Annotated in this window: 14 protein-coding genes; 4 read left to right on the forward strand and 10 right to left on the reverse strand. The window is 57.4% G+C overall.

All coding sequences use genetic code 11. From position 1 onward, the window contains the following. Positions 1–186: 186 nt before the first annotated feature. Positions 187–1,806: a hypothetical protein gene (locus EXR70_19695; protein ID MSP40716.1), complete on the reverse strand. Its 1,620-nt coding sequence runs from the start codon at positions 1,804–1,806 to the stop codon at positions 187–189. Between the two features lie 183 nt (positions 1,807–1,989). On the opposite strand from EXR70_19695, the gene EXR70_19700 reads away from it, so the two are divergent. Then, a complete protein-coding gene (locus tag EXR70_19700) occupies positions 1,990–3,147 on the forward strand; it encodes an aminopeptidase P family protein (GenBank protein ID MSP40717.1) in 1,158 nt (385 codons plus the stop codon). 120 nt (positions 3,148–3,267) lie between these two features. Here the strand turns inward: EXR70_19700 and EXR70_19705 are convergent, their stop codons facing one another. The 9 genes from EXR70_19705 to EXR70_19745 form a co-directional block, all read right to left on the reverse strand. Beyond that, positions 3,268–4,107, reverse strand: a complete 840-nt coding sequence (locus EXR70_19705; GenBank protein ID MSP40718.1) for a methyltransferase — start codon at positions 4,105–4,107, stop codon at positions 3,268–3,270. 105 nt (positions 4,108–4,212) lie between these two features. Continuing rightward, complete coding sequence (locus EXR70_19710) at positions 4,213–5,349, reverse strand: extracellular solute-binding protein (protein MSP40719.1); 1,137 nt, start codon at positions 5,347–5,349, stop codon at positions 4,213–4,215. A gap of 64 nt (positions 5,350–5,413) precedes the next feature. Further along, positions 5,414–7,645 (reverse strand): hypothetical protein, encoded by a 2,232-nt coding sequence (locus EXR70_19715; protein MSP40720.1) that lies wholly within the window; start codon positions 7,643–7,645, stop codon positions 5,414–5,416. Between the two features lie 193 nt (positions 7,646–7,838). Then, positions 7,839–9,008 (reverse strand): aromatic ring-hydroxylating dioxygenase subunit alpha, encoded by a 1,170-nt coding sequence (locus EXR70_19720; GenBank protein ID MSP40721.1) that lies wholly within the window; start codon positions 9,006–9,008, stop codon positions 7,839–7,841. 43 nt (positions 9,009–9,051) lie between these two features. Beyond that, positions 9,052–10,305, reverse strand: coding sequence for an extracellular solute-binding protein (locus EXR70_19725; GenBank protein MSP40722.1), 1,254 nt, complete (start codon positions 10,303–10,305; stop codon positions 9,052–9,054). 139 nt (positions 10,306–10,444) lie between these two features. Then, positions 10,445–11,632 (reverse strand): Gfo/Idh/MocA family oxidoreductase, encoded by a 1,188-nt coding sequence (locus EXR70_19730; GenBank protein ID MSP40723.1) that lies wholly within the window; start codon positions 11,630–11,632, stop codon positions 10,445–10,447. Between the two features lie 140 nt (positions 11,633–11,772). Continuing rightward, the gene (locus tag EXR70_19735) at positions 11,773–13,053 is read right to left on the reverse strand and encodes a hypothetical protein (protein ID MSP40724.1); all 1,281 of its coding nucleotides are present in this window, start codon (positions 13,051–13,053) and stop codon (positions 11,773–11,775) included. A gap of 158 nt (positions 13,054–13,211) precedes the next feature. After that, positions 13,212–14,669, reverse strand: coding sequence for a UbiD family decarboxylase (locus EXR70_19740; GenBank protein MSP40725.1), 1,458 nt, complete (start codon positions 14,667–14,669; stop codon positions 13,212–13,214). A 104-nt stretch (positions 14,670–14,773) separates the two neighbouring features. Beyond that, positions 14,774–15,811, reverse strand: coding sequence for a hypothetical protein (locus tag EXR70_19745; GenBank protein MSP40726.1), 1,038 nt, complete (start codon positions 15,809–15,811; stop codon positions 14,774–14,776). A 279-nt stretch (positions 15,812–16,090) separates the two neighbouring features. On the opposite strand from EXR70_19745, the gene EXR70_19750 reads away from it, so the two are divergent. From EXR70_19750 to EXR70_19760, 3 genes are all read left to right on the forward strand, one after another. Continuing rightward, on the forward strand, positions 16,091–16,960 hold the full coding sequence (locus EXR70_19750; GenBank protein MSP40727.1) for a xanthine dehydrogenase family protein subunit M: 870 nt from the start codon (positions 16,091–16,093) through the stop codon (positions 16,958–16,960). A 2-nt stretch (positions 16,961–16,962) separates the two neighbouring features. Beyond that, positions 16,963–17,427: a (2Fe-2S)-binding protein gene (locus EXR70_19755; GenBank protein MSP40728.1), complete on the forward strand. Its 465-nt coding sequence runs from the start codon at positions 16,963–16,965 to the stop codon at positions 17,425–17,427. Positions 17,428–17,626: 199 nt separating this feature from the next. Next, the gene (locus EXR70_19760; GenBank protein ID MSP40729.1) at positions 17,627–19,915 is read left to right on the forward strand and encodes a xanthine dehydrogenase family protein molybdopterin-binding subunit; all 2,289 of its coding nucleotides are present in this window, start codon (positions 17,627–17,629) and stop codon (positions 19,913–19,915) included. Positions 19,916–20,107 lie beyond the last annotated feature (192 nt).

Consider the following 20,107-nt stretch of genomic DNA (forward strand, 5'->3'; position numbering starts at 1 on the left):
ACGCACACACTTGGCCTATATCGAACCAACTCCAACAAGGTGGGGTTCCGCTATGGCCAGGTTTCTAACTTACGACCTCAACCCAACGCACTACCCTGACATAATCGCGTTGCTGTTAACATGACATATTGACGTTGCCACGACACGACTATTATAACCGTGCGGTCGACGACGCCCAAGCCGCTCTCAAGCGCCCACCAGCTTGAGTTTATTCTTGGCGCTCTTGCCGATCTTGTTGCGCGGGAATTTTTCCGCGACATGTTCAAGCAGATCGACGCCCAAGCCGCGTTCTTGTCCGACGCGCTCGGCCAAGCTGAAACCCAGGGCAAAAAATTCTTCCGGCGTAAAGCTTTTATCTTTGCGCAGCGTTTCGAAAACTGGGAACGACGAATTGCGGTAGAGATCGGTGAACAATTCCAGCGCTGGATGCTGGCGGTTGGTGGCGAGCGTGTGCGCGTGCAGTTTCAATTGCGCCAACGCTAGGTAAAATTTATTTTCCGGCTTGAACGCCGAAAAATCTTTTAACGGCGTCAAGAAGCCCACCGCCTCTTTGTACTTTTTGCCTTTGACCAATTTCGCCCCTTGCTCGGCGAGCTTGTCATAAACAAATTCCCCATCGGCTTTCTTGAGCACCTGGAGAAACGCCGTCTGAATCCGTTCTTCGGCACCGATCGCCGTCTGCAGCCTTTTCCACAGCACCTCTAATACATCTTGGCGCCACTTGCCTTCGAAGGACGGTAACAGCTCGGCGATGCTCCAAGCCTTGCTCGGATCTTCGCAGCTGGTTAATTCTTTGATCAACGTCGCGCGCGCTTCGGGAATCTTGCGCAGCGAGCTGGCGGCGACATCGCGCTTGCGATAATCGCCATCGCCCAACTCGTCCACCAGTGTGCGGATGGTCGCCGGCGTCGCCACATCGGCCATTTTGCGCAGAGCGAACTTCTGCACATCCGAATGCGGGCTCTGCATGAGCTTGGCCAAAAGCGCGCGCGAATCGTCGGGCAGGTCGTGGGCGTCGAGCAGGTCAAGGGTCAAGCGCGTCACTTCGCTGAACTCAGCTTCTTCGAGCAAAGGAAATAACTTTGCGTACTCGTCCTTGCGCATCTCCTGCTCGCGCAAGCAACGTATCAGCGCGACCAGCGCGTGGGCGCGCACGTCTGGATGATTGTCCGCGCCGATATATTTAAATAGCCAGCGGCGCGCTTGCGGCCGGCCCAATTGTCCGAGCAAACGCATGGCGGAAACCGTCGCCGGCCGTTGCGTCTTGGCGTCGAGCTTGGCAGCGAAGGCTTCGACTTCGTCGTAGAGCGAATCTAATTCCTTGGCCTCCATCTCGCGCAGCGCCGGCGTCATCAGATCGCAGATCGTTTTGTTGGTCTCGTCGGTGCCGGCGACGAGCAGCTGCAATAAACCTTTCAGCGCCGCCTTGCCGCGCACCGCGGCGAGCACCCGCGCGCCGTTTAACTGCCAGGCGCGCGAGGCATCCTTCGCACCTTGCAGCAGCGGCGCCACCGCGGCTTGGCCCACGGCGATCAACGACTTCACCGCCCGCTCCTGCATCTCGCGGTCGCCGTCGTCGAGCATCTTGAGCAGCTGCGCAATATTGTTTTTCGGCTGCACCTCTTCGAAGTAACGCAACGCGAAGTCTTTGAGCACCGGATTGGGATTGTCGAGGATCGCGCCGACGACTTTCGCCGTGGCCGCGTTGCTGATCTTCAACGCGCCAAGCACGAGCAACGCCGCGCAACGCTGTTCGATGTTGCCCTTCTCAACCAAGGTGAGAATATCCTGAAGCGTATCATCCATGTGCCTATCTCAATCGTAAATCGAGTATGAAAGTCAAGGCGGCGCCGAAACCGTGGTTTCGAGTTGCGCGTTCCGAGTTTCGGGTTGAACTCGAAACCCCAAACCCGTAACTCGAAACTCTTTGAATGCCTTGACTCCGCTAGCGATTGCCGATACCAACGGCGAAATAATAAGGAGAACAAAATGTTCTATCCCGATCTCACCCGCTTCGGCGTCGACATGGAGCGCTTGAAGCGCGAACGCTTGGCGCGCTTGCAGAGCGTCATGCAGCAACAAGGTTTGGGCGCGCTGCTGCTCACCGATTTTCTTAACGTACGCTATGCGACGAATACCGTCATGATGCTCGGTCTGCGCGCCACCGGCATTCAACGCTTCGCGTTGATTCCGGCCCAAGGCGAACCGATCATTTGCCAGCGCCAACTATCGCGCAAGAGCGATTATCGCAGCCTGCGCTTCGACGCCTACATGTTCGCCATGCGCCCGCCCATCGCGACCCAGGACTTCGTCGATCAAGCGGTGGCGGGATTGAAGGAATTGGGCGCTGCCGGTGAGCGCGTCGGCGTCGATTATTTAAATCTATCGGCGGTCGACGGCTTGAAAGCGGCGGGGATTAATTTAGTCGACGGCTGCCCAGCGATCCATCAAGCGCGCATGATTAAAACCACCGACGAAATCCAACTGATCCGCTGGACCACCAAAGCCAAGGCCAAAGGCTACGATCTCGTCCGCGCGGAACTACGCAAAGCCGATCCGCCGGAAGATAAGTTGAGCCGCATCATGCTCGATTATTTAATGGATTGTGGCTTCGAAGCCGGCAGCGAATTTATTTCGATCTACGATTCGTCGACCATCGACTCGCGGCCGCACAACGAACCGATGGGCGCCGATCTGGTGGTCAAAGAAGGCGATCTCGTCATCTGCGACGCCACCGTCGCCGGCCCAGGCGGTTATTACAGCGACTTCGCGCGCACCTTCAGCCGCGGCGCGCCGACGGCGGAAACCAAACAGCGCTACAAAGAAGCCTTTCACTCACTGCAAGAAGCGATAAAATTAGTGAAGCCCGGCTCCTGCGCCGAGGCCTTCGATCGCTTCGGCAAAGGCGCGACTAAAAGAATCGCCGGCTTCGACGGCTTCCACGGCGTCGGCCTGTGCATCTATGAATCCCCCTGGCTGCGCGGCGGCGATCCCGAGAAATACATGATCTCGCTCGAAGAAAACATGATCGTCGCCTGCGAGATCAATCACTACCCGGTAAAACTCGAACACCTGCTGCGCGTCACCAAAGACGGCGCCGAAATCCTGTCAGAGTACCCGGTCGATCCAGAGCTAGTGCCGGCGTAGGAAAGAATGGCCGCAAAGAACGCAAACGCCTCAAAAAAAGAAGGGCGCAGCATGCTGCGCCCCTACAAATGCAAATTTCCCTTTTGGGTTTTTTGCGTTCTTTGCGGCCATTCCCTCCGATCAGTCGAAGAACGCCAGCGTGCGCATTTCGATGCTTTCGCGCGCCGGTGCGTTGGCCGGGCTGTTGGGATCGTCGAAGGCGGCGTGAGCCGACCAGCGGGCGCGGCCGTCTTTCATCGAGTCGTAGCATTTGAAGACGATCGCTTCGTCGGTCTGCATGTTGGGAAAATAAAACCAGCGATGCTCGGGGTTGTAGCATAAATGATAAATCTCACCGACGCGATCTGGATAACGCCGTTCGGTGCCGATCAAATCTTTCGCCGCGATCCTCTGCGAATCGGCGATCGCCAGCGGCGCCGAGAGCACCGGGTTACGCACCGGCCGCCACACTTGAATCACACTGAAACGTTTTTGGATTAGCGCTTCGGCTTCTTCTTTCGGCAATAAATCGCGCACCCGCTGCGGCCCGGACCACTCGGTATAATCGTTGTGCACGCTGCGCACCGGCCGGCTGGCGAATTTCTCCTCGCGCACCGAATCATTTTCCGCCCGCAGCGTATGGTCGAAGACCAACACCCGCGCCGCGCCGGTGGACCGTTTCACTAGCTGTTCGATCTCCGGATAGTAAACCCGTTTCACCTCGTCCTCATCGTAAAAATCTTTCATCTTAGTTTCATGATTGACCAACATGAAACCTTCTTTGTCCAAAGCGAACCCGCCAACCAGACGTCCGTTCAGGATCGTCACTGGATGGGCCTGATATTTTCCAGTGTTGCTAGTCACCCGCGCTTCGCCCGGCAAGTTGGACATAGTCACCGGTTTTTCACCGTCTGGGACGATGTAGTTTAAAGTCGATTGCACCGATTCGATCTGTGAATTTCTTTCGCTGGTTTGCAACATAGAACCTCCCTCGGGAGGGCGGGTCGCGACCCGCCCCTACATCAGATTTTTCTTTGCGTACTTTGCGTTCTCTGCGGTTAATTATCCCAATCCGAATTTTGCTGGTTACGATTTCTTTCCGACTTCCCGCAGCGCCTTCTGCCACTTGGTCGCTTCGCGATCGTACTGGTCCGTGTTCAATCCCGCTTCAGGGTACCAACGTTTGAAGCCGAAATCTTTAGATGGGCTGCCAAACTGCAAGTCTTCGAGAATTTTCTGTCCTTCGGGACTGAGAATAAAATCCGCCATCAGCACCGCCGCGTGGGGATGGGGCGCTTGATAGATGATCGAAGTCGCACCGGCGTTGGTCGGCACGCCTTCCATCGCCACCCAGTTGATCGGCGCGCCTTTCAACTTCGATTCCATGGCGTGATCGCGAAAGATCGACGGCGAGATCGGCACCTCGCCGGAGATCGCCATGTCGGCGATTGCCCGGCCGGAAACCGAATGCAGACTGATCTCCTGGGCTTTGAGTTTGTTGGCGAACGCTTCGCCTTTGAATTTGAGAATCGCCCCCATCATGCGCACGCCGGTCTCGCTGGTGGTGATGCCCATTTTACCTTTGAGTTGCGGGTTGAGCAGGCCGTCAAATTTTTTCGGCACGGCGGCGGCGGGAATTAAACCCGGATTGAAGCCGACGCCGATAAAACTCTCGCGATTGACGCCCCAATAGTAAAGCCCATTGCCGGCCCGCTCCTTGGCGTGGGCGGGATACTTGAGCAGGTGCGGCGAAGTATAAACCGCCAGTAAGCCATCTTCGCGCAAACTTTTCAGCAGCGGCAGCGTGGTCTCGATGGTGTCGACGATATATTGGCGCGCTTTGGCTTCGTTGGTAATTCGCGCTTGGATTTCGTTGCTGGCGGCCCGGTATACTTCGCATTTGACGCCGTACTTTTTCTCGAACCCCTGGGCCAATTCCTTATACGAGCTGCCCGCCAAAGAAGTGTACCAAGAAACTTTACCCTCGGCCTTGGCGCCGGCGACGAGAATCTGCTCGCGATCCGCGCCGGTGTAAGCGACCAATTCGGACAGCGTCACCGGCTTCTTGCCTTGAGCGAAAACAAGAGTTGGCACGCCAGCGAAAAAGAAAATTGCGATAATAATTGTTTGAAAGCGAAAAAACACCGCGCCTCCAAAATTTTCAATGACAAGTACGTTAAGTGCCTGGGCGACCACCGCCCCCCGCCCCTGGGCGTATATCATACGCCCCTACCTAAGATTTTTTTGCGCCCTTTGCGTTTTTTGCGGCCAATCTTCCGAATCCGACTCAACGCTTTCCTCTCAAAGCTTGATAAATCCGCTCCGCCTTCACCGGCAGATCGAACAGCCGCACACCGACGGCATCGGCAATCGCGTTGGCGATCGCCGCCGGCGGTGCGTTGTTGGCGAACTCGCCGATCGGTTTGGCATTGTGCGGGCCGACGCCGCCGCCGGAAGACACCAGCACGGTTTTAAGTTCGAACCAATCGGCGATTGAAGGCAATTTATAATCGCCCAGATTGCTGTTGGTCACCCGGCCTTGATCCATGACGATCTCTTCCATCAGCCCTTGGCCCACCCCCATCACCGTGGCGCCGTCGATCTGTCCCTGGTGCGCCGTCGGATTGATGATCGTGCCGACATCGTGCGCCGTGATCATGCGGTGCAGTTTCACCGCGCCGGTTTCCGGGTCGACTTCGACTTCGGCGACCTGAGCGCAGATGTAAGAAACCTCGTCGGGAGCGCGATAGTCTTCGTAGACGGTAACTTGCAAAGGCTCAGTCGCTTGCGCCACTACACGGCGCAACGGCACTTGCTGGCCGCGATCCTGGCGCAGTGAAAACTTGCCGCCGTCGAAGTCCACTTCATCGGCGCGGCATTCTAGCATGCGCGCCGCTTGGCCGAGCAATTTGTCGCGCAGCTTGTCGCATGCTTGAACCATGGCATTGCCGGCGACGTAAGTCATGCGGCTAGCGCGCATGCCGCCGTCGCGCGGCGCCGTGTCGGTGTCGCCGATGACAACGCGCACCTGTTCGATACTAATTTTCATTTGATCGGCGACCAGTTGGCGCAAGATCGTGTGCGTGCCCGAGCCTTGATCGATGCTCGGGCTGATAATTAAATAACCGCCATCGGCCTCGGCGCTGAGAATCACGCCGGTGTCGCCGCCGCTGATATGGCGGCCCGACAATGCGATGCCGCGGCCATGATTGCGCTTCTTCGGTTTCTTCCAACCGGCGGCATCGAGCGCGCCTTGCAGCACCTCGCGGAAGCGCACGTCTTTCAATTCTTGGCCAACAGCGTCGGTTTCGCCTTCGCTAATAAAATTTTTCATGCGAAACTCCGCCGGGTCCATTTTCAATTCCTTGGCGATGATATCGGTGTGGCAATCGACGGCGAACGCCGTCGCCACGGCGCCGGGACTGCGATAGTAACCGCCGGGCACGGTGTTGGTGTAGATCTGCATGAATTCGATATCGGCGTGCTCGATGCGATACTGGCCGCCGGCATAGTGCCAAGTCGCCAGCGAAGTATTGGACTTGAGCGCGCCGTAGCCGCCGCTGGCGTGGACCGCGCGCATTTTACGAGCAACGATGCGACCATCGCGCTTGACACCGCTCTTGATCGTGATCACCGTCGGATGGGCCGGATTGCTCGCCGATAATTCTTCGGCGTAGGTCATAACGATCTTCACCGGCCGGCCGCTCTTCTGCGCAAGAAAGTAGAGAATTGGCAAGTCGACGCCGTCGCCCTTGCCACCGAACTCGCCTCCGACGTTGACCACATTCATGCGGATGCGCTCTTCGGAAAAGCGCAAGCACTTGGATAATTGGCTGCGCACTCCGAAAGGATTTTTCACCGAAGCCCAGACTTGCACTCGACCGTCAGGTTCAATCGCGACAGTCGCCGCGTGCGGTTCGAGGTAACCCTGATGGCGCGCTGGGACGTTGAAGGTATGTTCGAACACCATATCGGCGTCGCGAAAGCCTTTTTCAATATCGCCCTTCTTCCACGCTAGGCGCGTCAGACCGTTGCGCAGATCGGCGGCAAGAATATTTTTCGGCGCGCCGTCATACTCGGCGACGTTGTCATGGAGTAGCGGTGCGCCCGGTGCCATCGCTTCCAGTGGATCGAAGACAGCGGGAAGAAGATCGTAATCGACGTCGATCAAGTGAATCGCCTCTTCCGCCGCCTCCACCGTCTCCGCCGCCACCGCGGCAACGCGATCGCCGACAAAGCGCACCTTGTCCCAGCACAGCACCGGCAGATCGCGAATCTGTTTGCCGATGAGATAGCCTTTGACATCTGCGCCGGTAATGATCGCCCGCACGCCGGCAACTTTCACCGCCTTGGAAACATCGACACTGCGAATGCGCGCGTGGGGATGCGGGCTGCGGAGAATCTTCGCCCACAGGAGATTCGCGATTTTCAAATCGGCGGCGTAAACCGTCTGCCCGCTGACTTTGTCCTTGCCCTCACCGCGCGGCACCGAAGTGCCGATCGCTTTGAATTCAGCCATGGTGTGTTGTCCTCGTCCGGTTCAGTTCAGTCATCCAGGTAATTAGTACGCAACCTAGCAAGCGTCAAGGATAAGTAATTTTCTGGAGTTGATTTCCCCTCATCTCCGATTCTCTCCCCCTCGACGGGGGAGAGTTAGAGGTTGCGTCCCGATCGCCCTGAGCATCGTCGAAGGGTGCGGCCAATTCATCTTCTCACTGTTTCGGCGGCAAGAGATGCGCGGCTCCCCCAGCCTTGCCCACTTTCAATGAATGTTCCATCTTGGTGTCTATGATCGGATGGTTAAGGTCACGAAAAAAATTTATCGGGTCTTCCCCCTGTTGAACTTTTTTAATTTCACGCAGCAGCATTTCGCGATACTGCACCACGCCGTGGTCCGACACGGCCAAACGTTCGCGGGTGCGGTCGTGCACCGGTCCCTGAGTTTCCCATGCCATGAAATCCTGCGCATCGACCTCGTCGAGACGATGCTTGGTGCCCGGATGGCGCGCATCCGGAGGATTCTTGAACGGCTTGCGATAATTGATCGGCACCTCGCCGTTGGCCGGCCGCGGCTGAACCGAATCCGGCACGAAGTGCACGTAGACGATCCAAGTATGATTGTCGTCGATGGGCACGCGGATCTGCGTGCGATTGGCCTGGCGCAGCACGGTGGGAAACAGCAGCGGATGTTCCTCGACCTTGCCGTCCTTAAACACTCGCCGTTTGATAAAGCCGTGAGTGAATTCAGTGATTCCGTAATCGACCAGATTGTCGATCGTACCGCGCGTCGTGCTCTCGACTTTGAAACCGTCGGTAACCAGTTCCTGATGGAGAACATGCAGGTGCGCGGTGTCGACGGAATTCTCCATCGCCTGCAGCCAATTGCAGTCAAGCTGCGGCAACGCGCGCAGCCAGTGCCAGCCGTCGGTGCGCGCCCAGACATCGTACTTGGGCATCGCCGGCGCCGGCTGCGGACCGAAGTAGGCCCAGTAAAGTCCGGCGAGTTTTTGCACTGGATAAGCCTTTTGTTTGATCGTCAGACAAAATTTACTTTCCGGCGGCTCCGCCGGCGTATCGAGGCAGTTACCATTAATGTCGTACAGCCAACCGTGATAGGCGCAGGCGATGCCGCGCTCTTCGACGCGGCCGTAGGAGAGCGACACACCGCGATGGGCGCAGCGGTCGTGGAGCAATCCGACTTCGCCCTTGGGCGTTTGGAACAGCACCAAGTCTTCGCCGAGCCGGCGCAGAAACATCGTCGGATTCTCCGGCGTCAAGTCCGCCGCGATCGCCACCGGATGCCAATAGCGGCGCAACAATTCTCCGGCCGGCGTGCCGGGACCGACTTTGGTCATCATGTCATTTTCTTCAGTGGTAATCATATCTGCGTCTCCTCGATCAGCAGTCCTATTTCTTCTTCACGGATTATTTTTTGTTGGCAAAAACCTCGTCGATTAATTTGATCGCCGGATTGATATCTTTGGTTTCCGGATCGTCGATGTCGAAGTATTTCATGCCATCGCGGCGGCGCTCGGCGGTTGGAATATGTTCCTTAGAAATATCGATGCGGCGCGAGTTCTTGGGATCGCCGGGCGTGCTCATGGTTTTTTGCAACGTCGTCTGGCCTTCGCGCGACAGCCACCAGTTGACGAACACTTTGGCCGCGTTGGGATGCGGCGCTCGGTTCATCAACGCCACCTGGCCGTAGGCGGACGAAATATTCACGCCTTCTTTGAAATGATTGGCGTCGAATTCCTCCACCGGCAATCCCTGCGCTTTCGCCTTGGCCGTGCCCGAACTCTGCATCGGTAGTAGCACGGCGACCTTCCCCGCCGCTAGCCAATCCATCGCCTGGCGAAAGTCGCCGCTCATGGCGACATCCATCTCCAGATAAAATCGCCGCATAAATTCCGAGCCGATTTCCGGGTGATAGTAAAGATACTGGATCGTCGGTCCGACGCCGCGCAGCTTGCGAATGTCGATGGAACCGATCTTACCTTTGAGTTTGGGGTTGAGAAAATCCCAATAGGAGCGGTAATCTTTCGGATTGATTAGCTGGGTATTATAAGCCGGCGAACCGCCCGACGAGACATTGCCTTCGTAGACAAACATGTAGCTGGCTTCGCGATCGACATACTTATGTTTGCCTTCCCACCACTTTGACGAATCCGTAACCTCGGGCAGTAGCAGCGCCGGCCGAAGCGGATCGAGCATCTTGCCAAGATAGAGAACCTGATAGAGCGAAGTGCCGCCGCCGTTATAAACATCGGCAAGAAATTTTTCCGCCCGCCGTTCGGCGACGATGCGCGGCGCCAGTTGTGTGCCGATTCCCGGAACCAGGGTGACCTTGATCTTGGGAAAGGATCTTTGAAACACCCCGGCTTCGATGACCGCCGCGTAGCCGGCGATGTAAACAGTCAGCTGGCCTTCCGCCTCCGCCGCCTTGACGGTCCGCTCCCACTCGACTTGCCAAGCCGGCTTGGACTCGGCGGCGAAAGATGCATCGACCGAAAAGAATATAGTGATAGCAAAAATTATTAGGGCAAGTGCCATATGTTCATCACGTAGCAACGTTCCAACCCCTTTCGCCTCGAAGGGGAAAGGATGGGATAGGGGTGATGCATGGGTCACAGCAGCCGTGCAACTTTTCACTGCGTACTCGCGCTTTCGCACCCCCATCTTAATCTTCCCCCGTCGAGGGAAAAGAAATCGGAAGGAAGACCGGAAACGCGACAGCGACAACACCAGCGAACGTCCTACCGCAATCACAGCGGCCGAATAACCCGAAACCCAAAACCGGTAATTCGAAACATTTCAATCACTCCGGACTCGCCACCTGATGCGACAACATGATCTCTTTGCGCTGCTTGGCCGACTCCAACATCGCCAAGCAAACTTCCAACGTCGCCGCGCCCCAGCGCCCGCCATGAAACACCGGCCGCCCCTTCACCACCGCGTCGTATAACTCTTCGACTTCCGCCTCCCGGCCGCGGCTCCCAGCTGGAAGTTTAATTTCGCGCTGTTCGGTCTCGCCATAGATTTTCAAACCATCCGGCGTCTGGCGAATATCGCCCTTCTGGCAACTCACCACTGTATGACCGAAGAACGGCTGCTTACGCTCGCCGGCCCAGACATGGCTGTACTCGCCCTCGCGCTTGCCGCCGAAGCGCATGCCTTCTTTCAACTGCTCTTCTTCTTCCGCGCTGCGCACCGCCCGCAAACTTTTTCTGACATTCAAATTGGTCTCCGGGGCGCGATGCTGCCCACCCTCGCCGACCCAGTCGAATAACTCCGCCGTGTCGAAGAAACCGTAGCCACTATAGACCAACGTCGCCGGCGTGCCGTCGTCAAATTCTAAATAACAAGTGTAGCTGCCTTCCCACTGCCGCGCCGGGTCCCAGACGCCGGTCATGGCGCGCACGCTGCGCACCATGCCGCCGCCGATGAGACGAACGACGTCGACATGGTGCGGTCCTTGATTGAGCACCACGCCGCGGGTCATCGCCAGTTCATGTTTCATGCGCGGCCGGTACATGAACTCGTTGTAGTTCCAAGTATTGATCATGCACAGCTTGCCCAACTCGCCGCTCTTGACGATCTCGCGCATCTTGCGGATCGGCGCATCGAAACTGTGCGTGTGGCCGCACAACAGTTTGACGCCGTGCTTGTCCGCCGCCTCGTTCATGGCGTCGCACTCCGCCAGCGTCATCGCCATGGGCTTCTCGACGATAATATGCTTTCGGTGTTTCGCCGCGGTGATCGCGTGCTCGGCGTGGAGCGAATTGGGCGTGGCGATGTAAACCGCGTCGACGTTGGGGCTGGCGCAGAGATCTTCGATGCTGCTGTAGCCTTCGCCTTTATATTGCTCGCGAAACTTCGCCACCGCGTCGGCGCGCATGTCCGCCGCCGCGGTTATTTTAATGAAAGGGAGCTTGGCGATCGCCGGCATGATCTGCGTGCTGGCGACACCGAGCCCAGCCATGCCTAGACGAAGAATGTCACTCACTTACTTTCTTCCTTCCTTCCGCTCCGCCCCCTCGCCCGCGAAGCGGGAGAGGGATGGGGTGAGGGCAACTTCGAAGCAGATCACGCCCTCACCCTTGCCCTCTCCCATCGGAATGGGCGAGGGTTAAGAAAAACTGAAAATCATGCGTTGGCGCTTTGCTCTTTAATTTTTTCCTGCACGATGGCGCGGATATCCGCCGCCTTGGGCGCCACCTCGGAAATCACCGCCAGGTGCGAAAAATTATTCTTACTCGGATCGCGCACCACATGCAGCGGATCGCGCCCTTCCTTGATGTCTTGAATCCCCTTGAGCAAAAGCTTGCGCGCCGCCACGATCGCCTTATCGGAAGTCGCCAGATGTTCCTTAGTTCGATCCTGAATTTTCCCGGCGCCCTCGATCACGCAGGCATCCTGCGCCTGGAAATTGTAACCGATGCCGCTGAACGACTTGTTCTTCATCGACTCCCGGTCCTGCAAATAGCGATTGGCCTTGGTGCGGACCATGCGATAATCCGCCTGCAACTCGTCGCGCCCGCGCAGCATCATGGAGCGCTCCAGCGCGCGCTTGCGGCTGAAGACAATGACGAACTTCCAGTGATTGTGATCGTCGATGGGCACATGCCAGTTGACCGAATAGCCTTCCGCCGCGGTCTGGCCCGGAAAAGTGCTGAAGTTGGGCATGATGAAATTCGACGTGCGAAAATAAATCTTGTCGTCCTCGATGTTGCGTATTGAAAAAATCCGCACGCCGAAGTCGGTGAGTTCGACGTCGATATGCGGTGCGATATCGGCGCCGAACAGAGAATTGGGCGAACTCTCGCTGCCCGTCACGCGCCGTTTTTTGTCGGTGTCGGTGAGTTCAAGATTGCGATGCAAAAAAGATAGATGCACCGGATCGATGTTGCCCTCGTTGGATTGCAGATAATTGCACGAGTGATGAATCTTCGAGACGAAACGCTGGTCGTCGGGAACTTGCAGGAATTCGTAATTGGGCAGCAGCGGCGGCTCGCCAGGACCGATATAGGCAAGGATCACGCCGCCGATCTCGCGGCAGGGAAAAGCCGGCTGGCAATAAGCGGCGCGATGCTCGCCGCCGTTGGGCTCACCGGGTTGTTCGAGCACCTTGCCATTCACGTCATAGAGCCAGCCATGATAAATGCAGCGCAGCCCGCCATCTTCCAACCGGCCGTAACTCAGATCGGCGCCGCGATGACAGCAATGGGCATCGAGCACGCCGACGCGGCCGCGCTCGTCGCGAAAAATCACCAACTCCGCGCCCATCAAAGTCACAGCCACCGGCGCGCCGTCCGCTTTCAACTCCTCCGATAACGCCACCGGCTGCCAGTAGCGTCGCAACAACTCGCCGCACGGCGTCCCGGCATCGGTTTGAGTTAGCAGTTCGTTTTCTTCTCGCGAAATCATATCTCTGGTTACTTGACTAACTTAGGAAACTTCGCATCATCCGAATCTTCCCTCCTCTCCCTTGACGGGAGAGGATTGAGGTGAGGGTGCAAGAAGCTTTCAATACCCCTCACTCTAACTCTCTCCCGCAAGGGGAGAGAGAACCGTTCAGCTTAGGCTCACGCCCCCGGAAACGGAATCACGCTTTTAAACTTGGCGATGGTCTTCTCGCGCAGCTCGCGGCTCGAGCGGCTGACTTTGGGAAATTTATCGATCCAATGAAACGGCCGCACGGCGTAGAAAATCGCCCGGCCGTTGGTGTGATCTTTATTTTCTCTTTTCTCCGGCGGCATGCGCGGATCGAGCGGCGTCGACCAGCAGCCATCGATGATGTCGATGTTGGTCGGCGGATCGACCCGCGTCATCATCGCCCACAAAACTTCTTTCATATTAGTCGGATCGATGTCGTCGTCGACGACGACAACGTAACGGCCGTTGCGATTAGCCGCCGCGCAACTGAGCGCCGCTTGTCCGGCTTGCTTGGCATGGCCGGCAAATTTTTGTTTGATCGATACCACCGTCATGTACGAAGTATGATTGTAAACGCCGGCGATGTCTTGAACGCCCGCGCTCTCAAGTTGATCCCAGAGCACGCCCGCGGAAATATGCAGATCCATTTTCACCGCGCCCGGCCACAGCGGCGCCTCGTCTTCAAGGATCGGATCGTCGCGATGATAAATCGCTTTGATGCGAATGATCGGCTGATTTTCGCCGGTGCCGGCGGTCCCGCCGGAATAATATCCCGGCCATTCGCCGAACGGCCCTTCGGCGCGCGAATCTTCCGACGGCGGCGGGATCTCGCCCTCGATGGCGATCTCGGAGGACGCGGGAATCGGCAGTCCGGTGATTGGCCCGCGCAAAACTTCCAGCGGCCGGCCCATCAAGCCGCCGGAAATTTCCATCTCGGAACGGCCATAGGGGAATTTCGTGTACGATGGCATGAACACCATCGGATGCTGGCCGTAGCTGGCGACCACCGGACAGCTCTTGCCTTGATCCCAATACTTGGCGCAGATCTGCCGGCCGTTCTGTCCCGGACTCATCCACAAACCAAGCGTCTTCTTGTCGTGCAACTGCATGCGGTAGGTGCCGGTATTGACATAACCATTGTCGGGATCGCGATTGATCAAGCCGCCGCCTGGGCCGAAATAACGCCCGCCGTCGTTCTCGTGAAAACGCAGCGCGGGAAATTTGAGCAAGTTAACATCGTCGCCGGTGAGTTTGTTTTCAAACAGCGGCGATGTGCTGACTTCTTTCGGCGCGATCGGTTCGACGTTGCGCACCTTGCGCGCCGCCAGACGCAGAGTTTCTAATTTCGTCTTGTCAGTTGGCAAACCAAGCGCCAAGGCGACGCGCCGGTAGGCCGCGTAGGGCAAACTGCAAACCCGGAACCCCGCCGGATACCCTTTGACCTTGTCGAAGATCAACATCGGCGGCTGCGACACCAGCTCAGCCGTGGACTCTACCAGCGCGCCAATCTCCGCATCCCAGTCAGCCCCTTCGATAATCCGAAAGTCGCTGATCTTTTTTGCCTCTTCGACGAAGCTGCGAAAATCCGTGTAAGCAAGTTCTGACATAAGTTCTCCCAAAGATTATTTCACCACGGAGAGCACGGAGGACACGAAGAAAAGAAACGTTCTCCCCCCTCCGTGCGCTCCGTGTCCTCCGTGGTGAGTAACTATTATTCTTCCACCACCGAGATCTCCGACTTCACGCCATTTCTTTTCAACTCTTCCAAATACATCGGATGAATCTCCGCCGGCTCCTCGTCGAGCGGGATCATCTCATGCAGCTTCGTGCGAAAGCGATCCTGGCTGAACTTCGGACTGCGCCCGCGCATGGCGAAGTGGCGCAGCGTCGTATGCCCCGTGTTGAAATGGCCGTGGTACATGAGATCGGCGGGCGAATAGATCGAACCGGACTTGATCTCGAAGCGCACGCGCTCCTCGCCTTCGCGCCAGACCATCGCGAAGCCGGTGCCTTGAGTCACGCAAACGATGGCACCGGGGCCGTGGCGGTGAAACAAGCTGCGGCTTCCCGCGGGAAATTCCTGCACGTGACAACCATAGGTCGTGCCGGCCAAGCCGAAGCGCATGATCTTCACGCCCTTGCCCTTCATCGGATAGTCGTCGAGCGCGAAGGTGTTCACGTCCGGGACTAAATTCGATTCCCACGAGCGTATCGTGAGCTTCTTGTTGTAGTTGAAAAACTCGCGCTCAGGCGTGAAGCGGTCGCGAAACTGAAACGGATTGCGAAAAATAAAATCTTCGTTGTGAAACAGATTGATCACATGCGGCGCGTTAGTGCCGGCGAGCAAACGCACCGACTCGTTGGAGGCGTTGAAGTGCTGGTACGAAACGTTGAGTGGAATCGCGAAGATCGCCCCCGCGGCCCACTCGAAAGTCTGCTTCTGATCGCCCTCGAACCAGACCGTGGTCGCGCCGCGCCCTTTGTGAATGTAGACCAGCGTCTCGAACATATGATGCTGCGGCTCGGTCTGCTTGCCCGCGGGAATCTCGCAGATATAAGCGTCGTGCTCTTGCTGCTCGCCCATGTTTAGGTAAGCGCCCAACGCCCCCATCCGCGCCCAAGGCTTCACTTCGACGTCCATCAGATCTTCGATAAAAAACCCGGTAACCGAAGGAATCCCTTCTTTCTCCTGAAACAGTTCATAAGCAGTCGCCCCCAATTGAATCGGGTCGCGGTGTGGTAATCGCATGAATTAAACGTCCTTCGGTCTGAGAAATATGATTCGTAATTTCACTGGTTTTTATAATCTCGGCGCGCCGAAACTGCAAGGCGACTTTGGTTAACACATGAACGATTTTGCCGTTGTAGAGGCGCGATTCATCGCGCCCCTACACAAATACGGAACTGTCAATAAATGGAATTGTGTCCGTCGATTTTCACATCCCAGCCCTTGCCAGACAACTTCGACTTGGGCTATGAAAGTTGTCAGACGTAAAGTGAAACATTCCGAGAACGGGGGCTAGAGAATATGGAATACTTTGAACCGAAATCGATCGGCGACGCATTGTCGCTGTTATCCAAGCATGGCGCCGAAGCGAAAGTCATCGCCGGCGGCACTGATGTCATGGTGGATATTAAATTTAAAGAGGAGCCAGGCTGTCTGGTCAATATTAAAAAAATCCCCAGCCTGGCCGGCATCTCGGAAAGCGGCGGCAGCCTGCGCATCGGCGCGCTGACCACCATTCGGGAAATCGAAACCAGCGCCCTGGTGCGCGATAAATCGCCGGTCCTGTGGGACGCCTGCCGTCAGTTCGCCTCCTTGCAAGTGCGCAACACCGCCACCATCGGCGGCAACATCTGCCGCGCTTCACCGTCGGGCGAAACTTTGACGCCGCTCTTGGTGTTGGAAGCCAACGCCATTCTCGCCTTCTCCGACGGCGAGCGCAGCGAACCGTTCAAGACGTTTTTTCAGGGGCCGGGTAAGAGCGCAGCCGGAGTGAAGGGTTTGTTGACCGAAATCGAAATTCCGATTCCACCGGCCGCCAGCAAAGGCGTTTACTTGAAACACGCCGTGCGCGGCGCCATGGATATCGCCATGGTCGGCGTCGCCGTCATGCTCACGCCCGACTCTGGGAAAAATTCTGTGCAAGAAGTCCGCATCGGCCTGGGCGCCGTCGGACCGACGCCGCTGCGCGCGCCGAAGACCGAAGCATTGTTGAAGGGCAAACCGCTCACCGCGGCGCTGGTAAAAGAAGCCGGTGCTTTAGCCGCGACTGAAGCGAGTCCGATCACCGACCAGCGCAGCAGCGCCGAGAATCGCCGCTGGATCGTCGAAGCGTTGACCCGCCGCGGTCTCGAACAAACTTGGCAAGCCGCCACCGGCAAGGAGGTTGCATAATCATGTCCGTCAAGATCAATACGACCATCAATGGCAAAGCGGTCAGCGCCAGCGCTGAAGCATCGACTTCGCTGTTGGAATTTCTCCGCGACACTTTGGAAATGAAAGGCAGCAAACTATGCTGCAACACCGGTGAGTGCGGCGCCTGCACGGTGATTTACAACGGTAAACCGATCAACACTTGCGTGACCATGGCCGCCGACGCCAACGGCGCGCAGATCGTCACCATCGAAGGTCTCGCCGACGGCGACAAGTTACACCCTGTGCAGCAAGCCTTCATCGACACCGGCGCGGTGCAGTGCGGCTACTGTACGCCGGGCTTCATCATGTCGGTGAAAGCGCTGCTCGATCGCACCAAGAAACCCACGGCGGCGGATATCGAAGAAGCGGTGTCGGGCAACATCTGCCGCTGCACCGGCTACAACAAAATCGTCGACGCGATCCATCTCGCGGCGCAGAAACTCTAAATAAGAAATTTCGAAGCACGAAATCCGAAACAAATTCAAATGATCAAAACGCAGAAAATTCAAAACGTGCCCGCTTCGGTCCGCGGGGCCTCTTTTGAATTTTGGATTTTTGGGCTTCCGTTTGTTTCGGATTTCGATATTCGGATTTCGGATTTTCTTGCTTACAATTCGACCCTGACAATTTAAGGAGAACATCGTCATGGCAAAAACTGAATTCAAAGTAGTCGGCACCAGCCCGGCGCGCATGGGCGGCATCGACCGCGTCATCGGCAAGGGCGTTTACGGCATCGATCTGATGCTCAAGGACCAACTGCACGGCGCGATCCTGCGCAGCCAATACGCCCACGCGAAAATCATCAGCATCGACACTAGCGAGGCGAAGAAAATTCCCGGCGTCCACGCCGTGGTGACCGCCGAGGACGCGCCCAACGTGCGCTATGGCCGCAGCTACATCGACCGCTACATCCTGGCGCGCGGCAAGGTTCGTTTCATGGGCGACCCGGTGGCCGCCGTCGCCGCCGACACGTTGGCCATCGCCAAGGCCGCGCTCAAAAAAATCAAAGTCACCTACGAGCCATTGCCGGTAGTGATCGATCAAGAAGATGGCATGAAGCTCGACGCGCCGACGATCCATGACGACATGCCGCTGCCGAAGAATATTCCCGAAGGCGTCAAAGTGAAAAACGTCTGCGGCTTCGCCCAGGTCCATATCGGCGATCCCGACAAGGCGATGGCCGAAGCCGATCTCGTCGTCGAAGAAGTCTATGAAACCAAGATGATCCATCCGCAGTATTTGGAACCGCGCATCGCCGCGGCGCAGATGGAACCCAACGGCCGGCTGACGGTTTACGCCAACGCCCAAGCGCCATTTCCAGTGCGCCAAGAAGTGGCGAAGATGCTCGGCATGCCGCTCAATAATGTCCGCGTCATCTCCGCCGACATCGGCGGCGGCTTCGGCGGCAAGGGCAGTGGCATCACATCCGGCGCGGCCATCGAGCCGATCTGCGGCCTGTTGGCGATGAAAACCAAGCGCGCGGTGATGATCGTCCTCGACAAAGCCGAGGAAACCATCTCGACGACGATTCGCTCCGGCGCCAAGATGTACATCAAGACCGGCGTGAAAAAAGACGGCACCATCGTCGCCCGCACCGGCAAGGTGATCTACGACACCGGCGGCTACTCGGGATTCGGCGTCCAGGCCGGCGGCCGTTGCACCACCATGCTCGGCGGCTGGTACTTGATGCCCAACTGTCACATCGACGGCTACACCGTTTACACCAACAAACAAGTCTGCGGCCCAGTGCGCGGCCCCGGCGGCCCGCAGGCCGCATTCGCCGTCGAATCGCACATGGATTCCATCGCGACCAAACTCGGCATGGACCCCGTCGAATTTCGTTTGAAGAATATGCCCAAGCCTGGCGACAAAATTGTCGGCGTGCCCAAGCTGCGCGATGTGTCGCTTGGCGAGACGATTAAAACCGCCGCGGAAAAAATCGGCTGGGGCAAAGTGAAACTCGAAAAAAACCAAGGCATCGGCCTCGCCACCGGCTCGTGGATCGAAAGCGCCGGCCCCGGCGGCGGCGCCATCGTCAAGGTCAACGAAGACGGCTCGGTGACGGTGCACGTCGGCAAGATCGACATGGGCACCGCGCCGAGATTTGGCATCCCGGTCATCGTCGCCGAAGAGTTGGGCGTGCGCGTCGAAGACGTCACGGTGTTGAGCGTCGACACCGACGCCAGCCCCTGGGACGCCGGCACCGTCGGCAGCCGAGCGATCTTGGTGTCTGGAACCGCGAGCAAGCGCGCCGCCATCGACGCGCGCACGCAGCTGTTCAAAATCGCCGCCGGACAACTTGAAGCTAGTCCAGATGACTTGGAAATCGTCGATAGACAGATCCGCGTCAAAGGCACGCCGGCGAAAACCGTAGCGCTGTCGGTCGTCGCGACCAACGCGCACAACGTCATCGGCGAAGTCATCGGCCGCGGCTACTGCGATAATTTAGAATTGATGGCCGAAGAAAAAGCCCACGGCAGCTCGCAGCCGTTTACGACCCACGCCTGCATCGTCGAAGTCGACACCATGACCGGCAACGTGAAGATCTTAAAATACGTCGCCGTCCACGACATCGGCCAGCCTATTCATTTGGCCGCCGTCGAAGGCCAGATCGAAGGCGCCACGGCGATGAGCATCGGTCAAGCGCTGTGTGAACAAGTCGTCTTCGACAAAGAAGGCAAGACATTGAATCCATCCTTCGTCGACTACTTGATGCCGACCCTCAACATGATGCCGCGCATCGAGACCACGCTAGTCCACGGCTACCCCGGCGCCGGCCCCTACGGCGCCAAAGGCGCCGGCGAAATCGCCTGCGTCCCGCCGATGGCCGCCATCGCCAACGCGATTTATAACGCCACCGGCGTGCGCATCAAAACACTGCCGCTCAGTCCGGAGAATGTGCTGCGGGGGTTGAAGGCGGCGGGAAAAGCGTAAGAATCTTACCGTCACGTAGGGGCGACCATCTGGTCGCTCCTACCTAAGGAACCTCTGAACAACTGCCCTGGAAGCAGGGCAGCGGAGGATAGATCGTTTTTTTCGTAATGAGTTACAGTTTTTGCGAAGTTATATCAGATTACATTTTGCTCTCGTGGTTAATAGGGTCCTTAGTTTTGCCTCGATTTGCCC

It is taken from the genome of Deltaproteobacteria bacterium (assembly GCA_009692615.1).
Lineage (GTDB): Bacteria > Desulfobacterota > Binatia > UBA9968 > UBA9968 > DP-20.

Excerpts from the sequence above, each read along its gene's own strand:
- EXR70_19695 (MSP40716.1), bottom strand. The coding sequence starts at position 1,806 with ATGGATGATACGCTTCAGGATATTCTCACCTTGGTTGAGAAGGGCAAC.
- EXR70_19700 (MSP40717.1), top strand. The coding sequence starts at position 1,990 with ATGTTCTATCCCGATCTCACCCGCTTCGGCGTCGACATGGAGCGCTTG.
- EXR70_19705 (MSP40718.1), bottom strand. The coding sequence starts at position 4,107 with ATGTTGCAAACCAGCGAAAGAAATTCACAGATCGAATCGGTGCAATCG.
- EXR70_19710 (MSP40719.1), bottom strand. The coding sequence starts at position 5,349 with ATGATATACGCCCAGGGGCGGGGGGCGGTGGTCGCCCAGGCACTTAAC.
- EXR70_19715 (MSP40720.1), bottom strand. The coding sequence starts at position 7,645 with ATGGCTGAATTCAAAGCGATCGGCACTTCGGTGCCGCGCGGTGAGGGC.
- EXR70_19720 (MSP40721.1), bottom strand. The coding sequence starts at position 9,008 with ATGATTACCACTGAAGAAAATGACATGATGACCAAAGTCGGTCCCGGC.
- EXR70_19725 (MSP40722.1), bottom strand. The coding sequence starts at position 10,305 with ATGGGGGTGCGAAAGCGCGAGTACGCAGTGAAAAGTTGCACGGCTGCT.
- EXR70_19735 (MSP40724.1), bottom strand. The coding sequence starts at position 13,053 with ATGATTTCGCGAGAAGAAAACGAACTGCTAACTCAAACCGATGCCGGG.
- EXR70_19740 (MSP40725.1), bottom strand. The coding sequence starts at position 14,669 with ATGTCAGAACTTGCTTACACGGATTTTCGCAGCTTCGTCGAAGAGGCA.
- EXR70_19745 (MSP40726.1), bottom strand. The coding sequence starts at position 15,811 with ATGCGATTACCACACCGCGACCCGATTCAATTGGGGGCGACTGCTTAT.
- EXR70_19750 (MSP40727.1), top strand. The coding sequence starts at position 16,091 with ATGGAATACTTTGAACCGAAATCGATCGGCGACGCATTGTCGCTGTTA.
- EXR70_19755 (MSP40728.1), top strand. The coding sequence starts at position 16,963 with ATGTCCGTCAAGATCAATACGACCATCAATGGCAAAGCGGTCAGCGCC.
- EXR70_19760 (MSP40729.1), top strand. The coding sequence starts at position 17,627 with ATGGCAAAAACTGAATTCAAAGTAGTCGGCACCAGCCCGGCGCGCATG.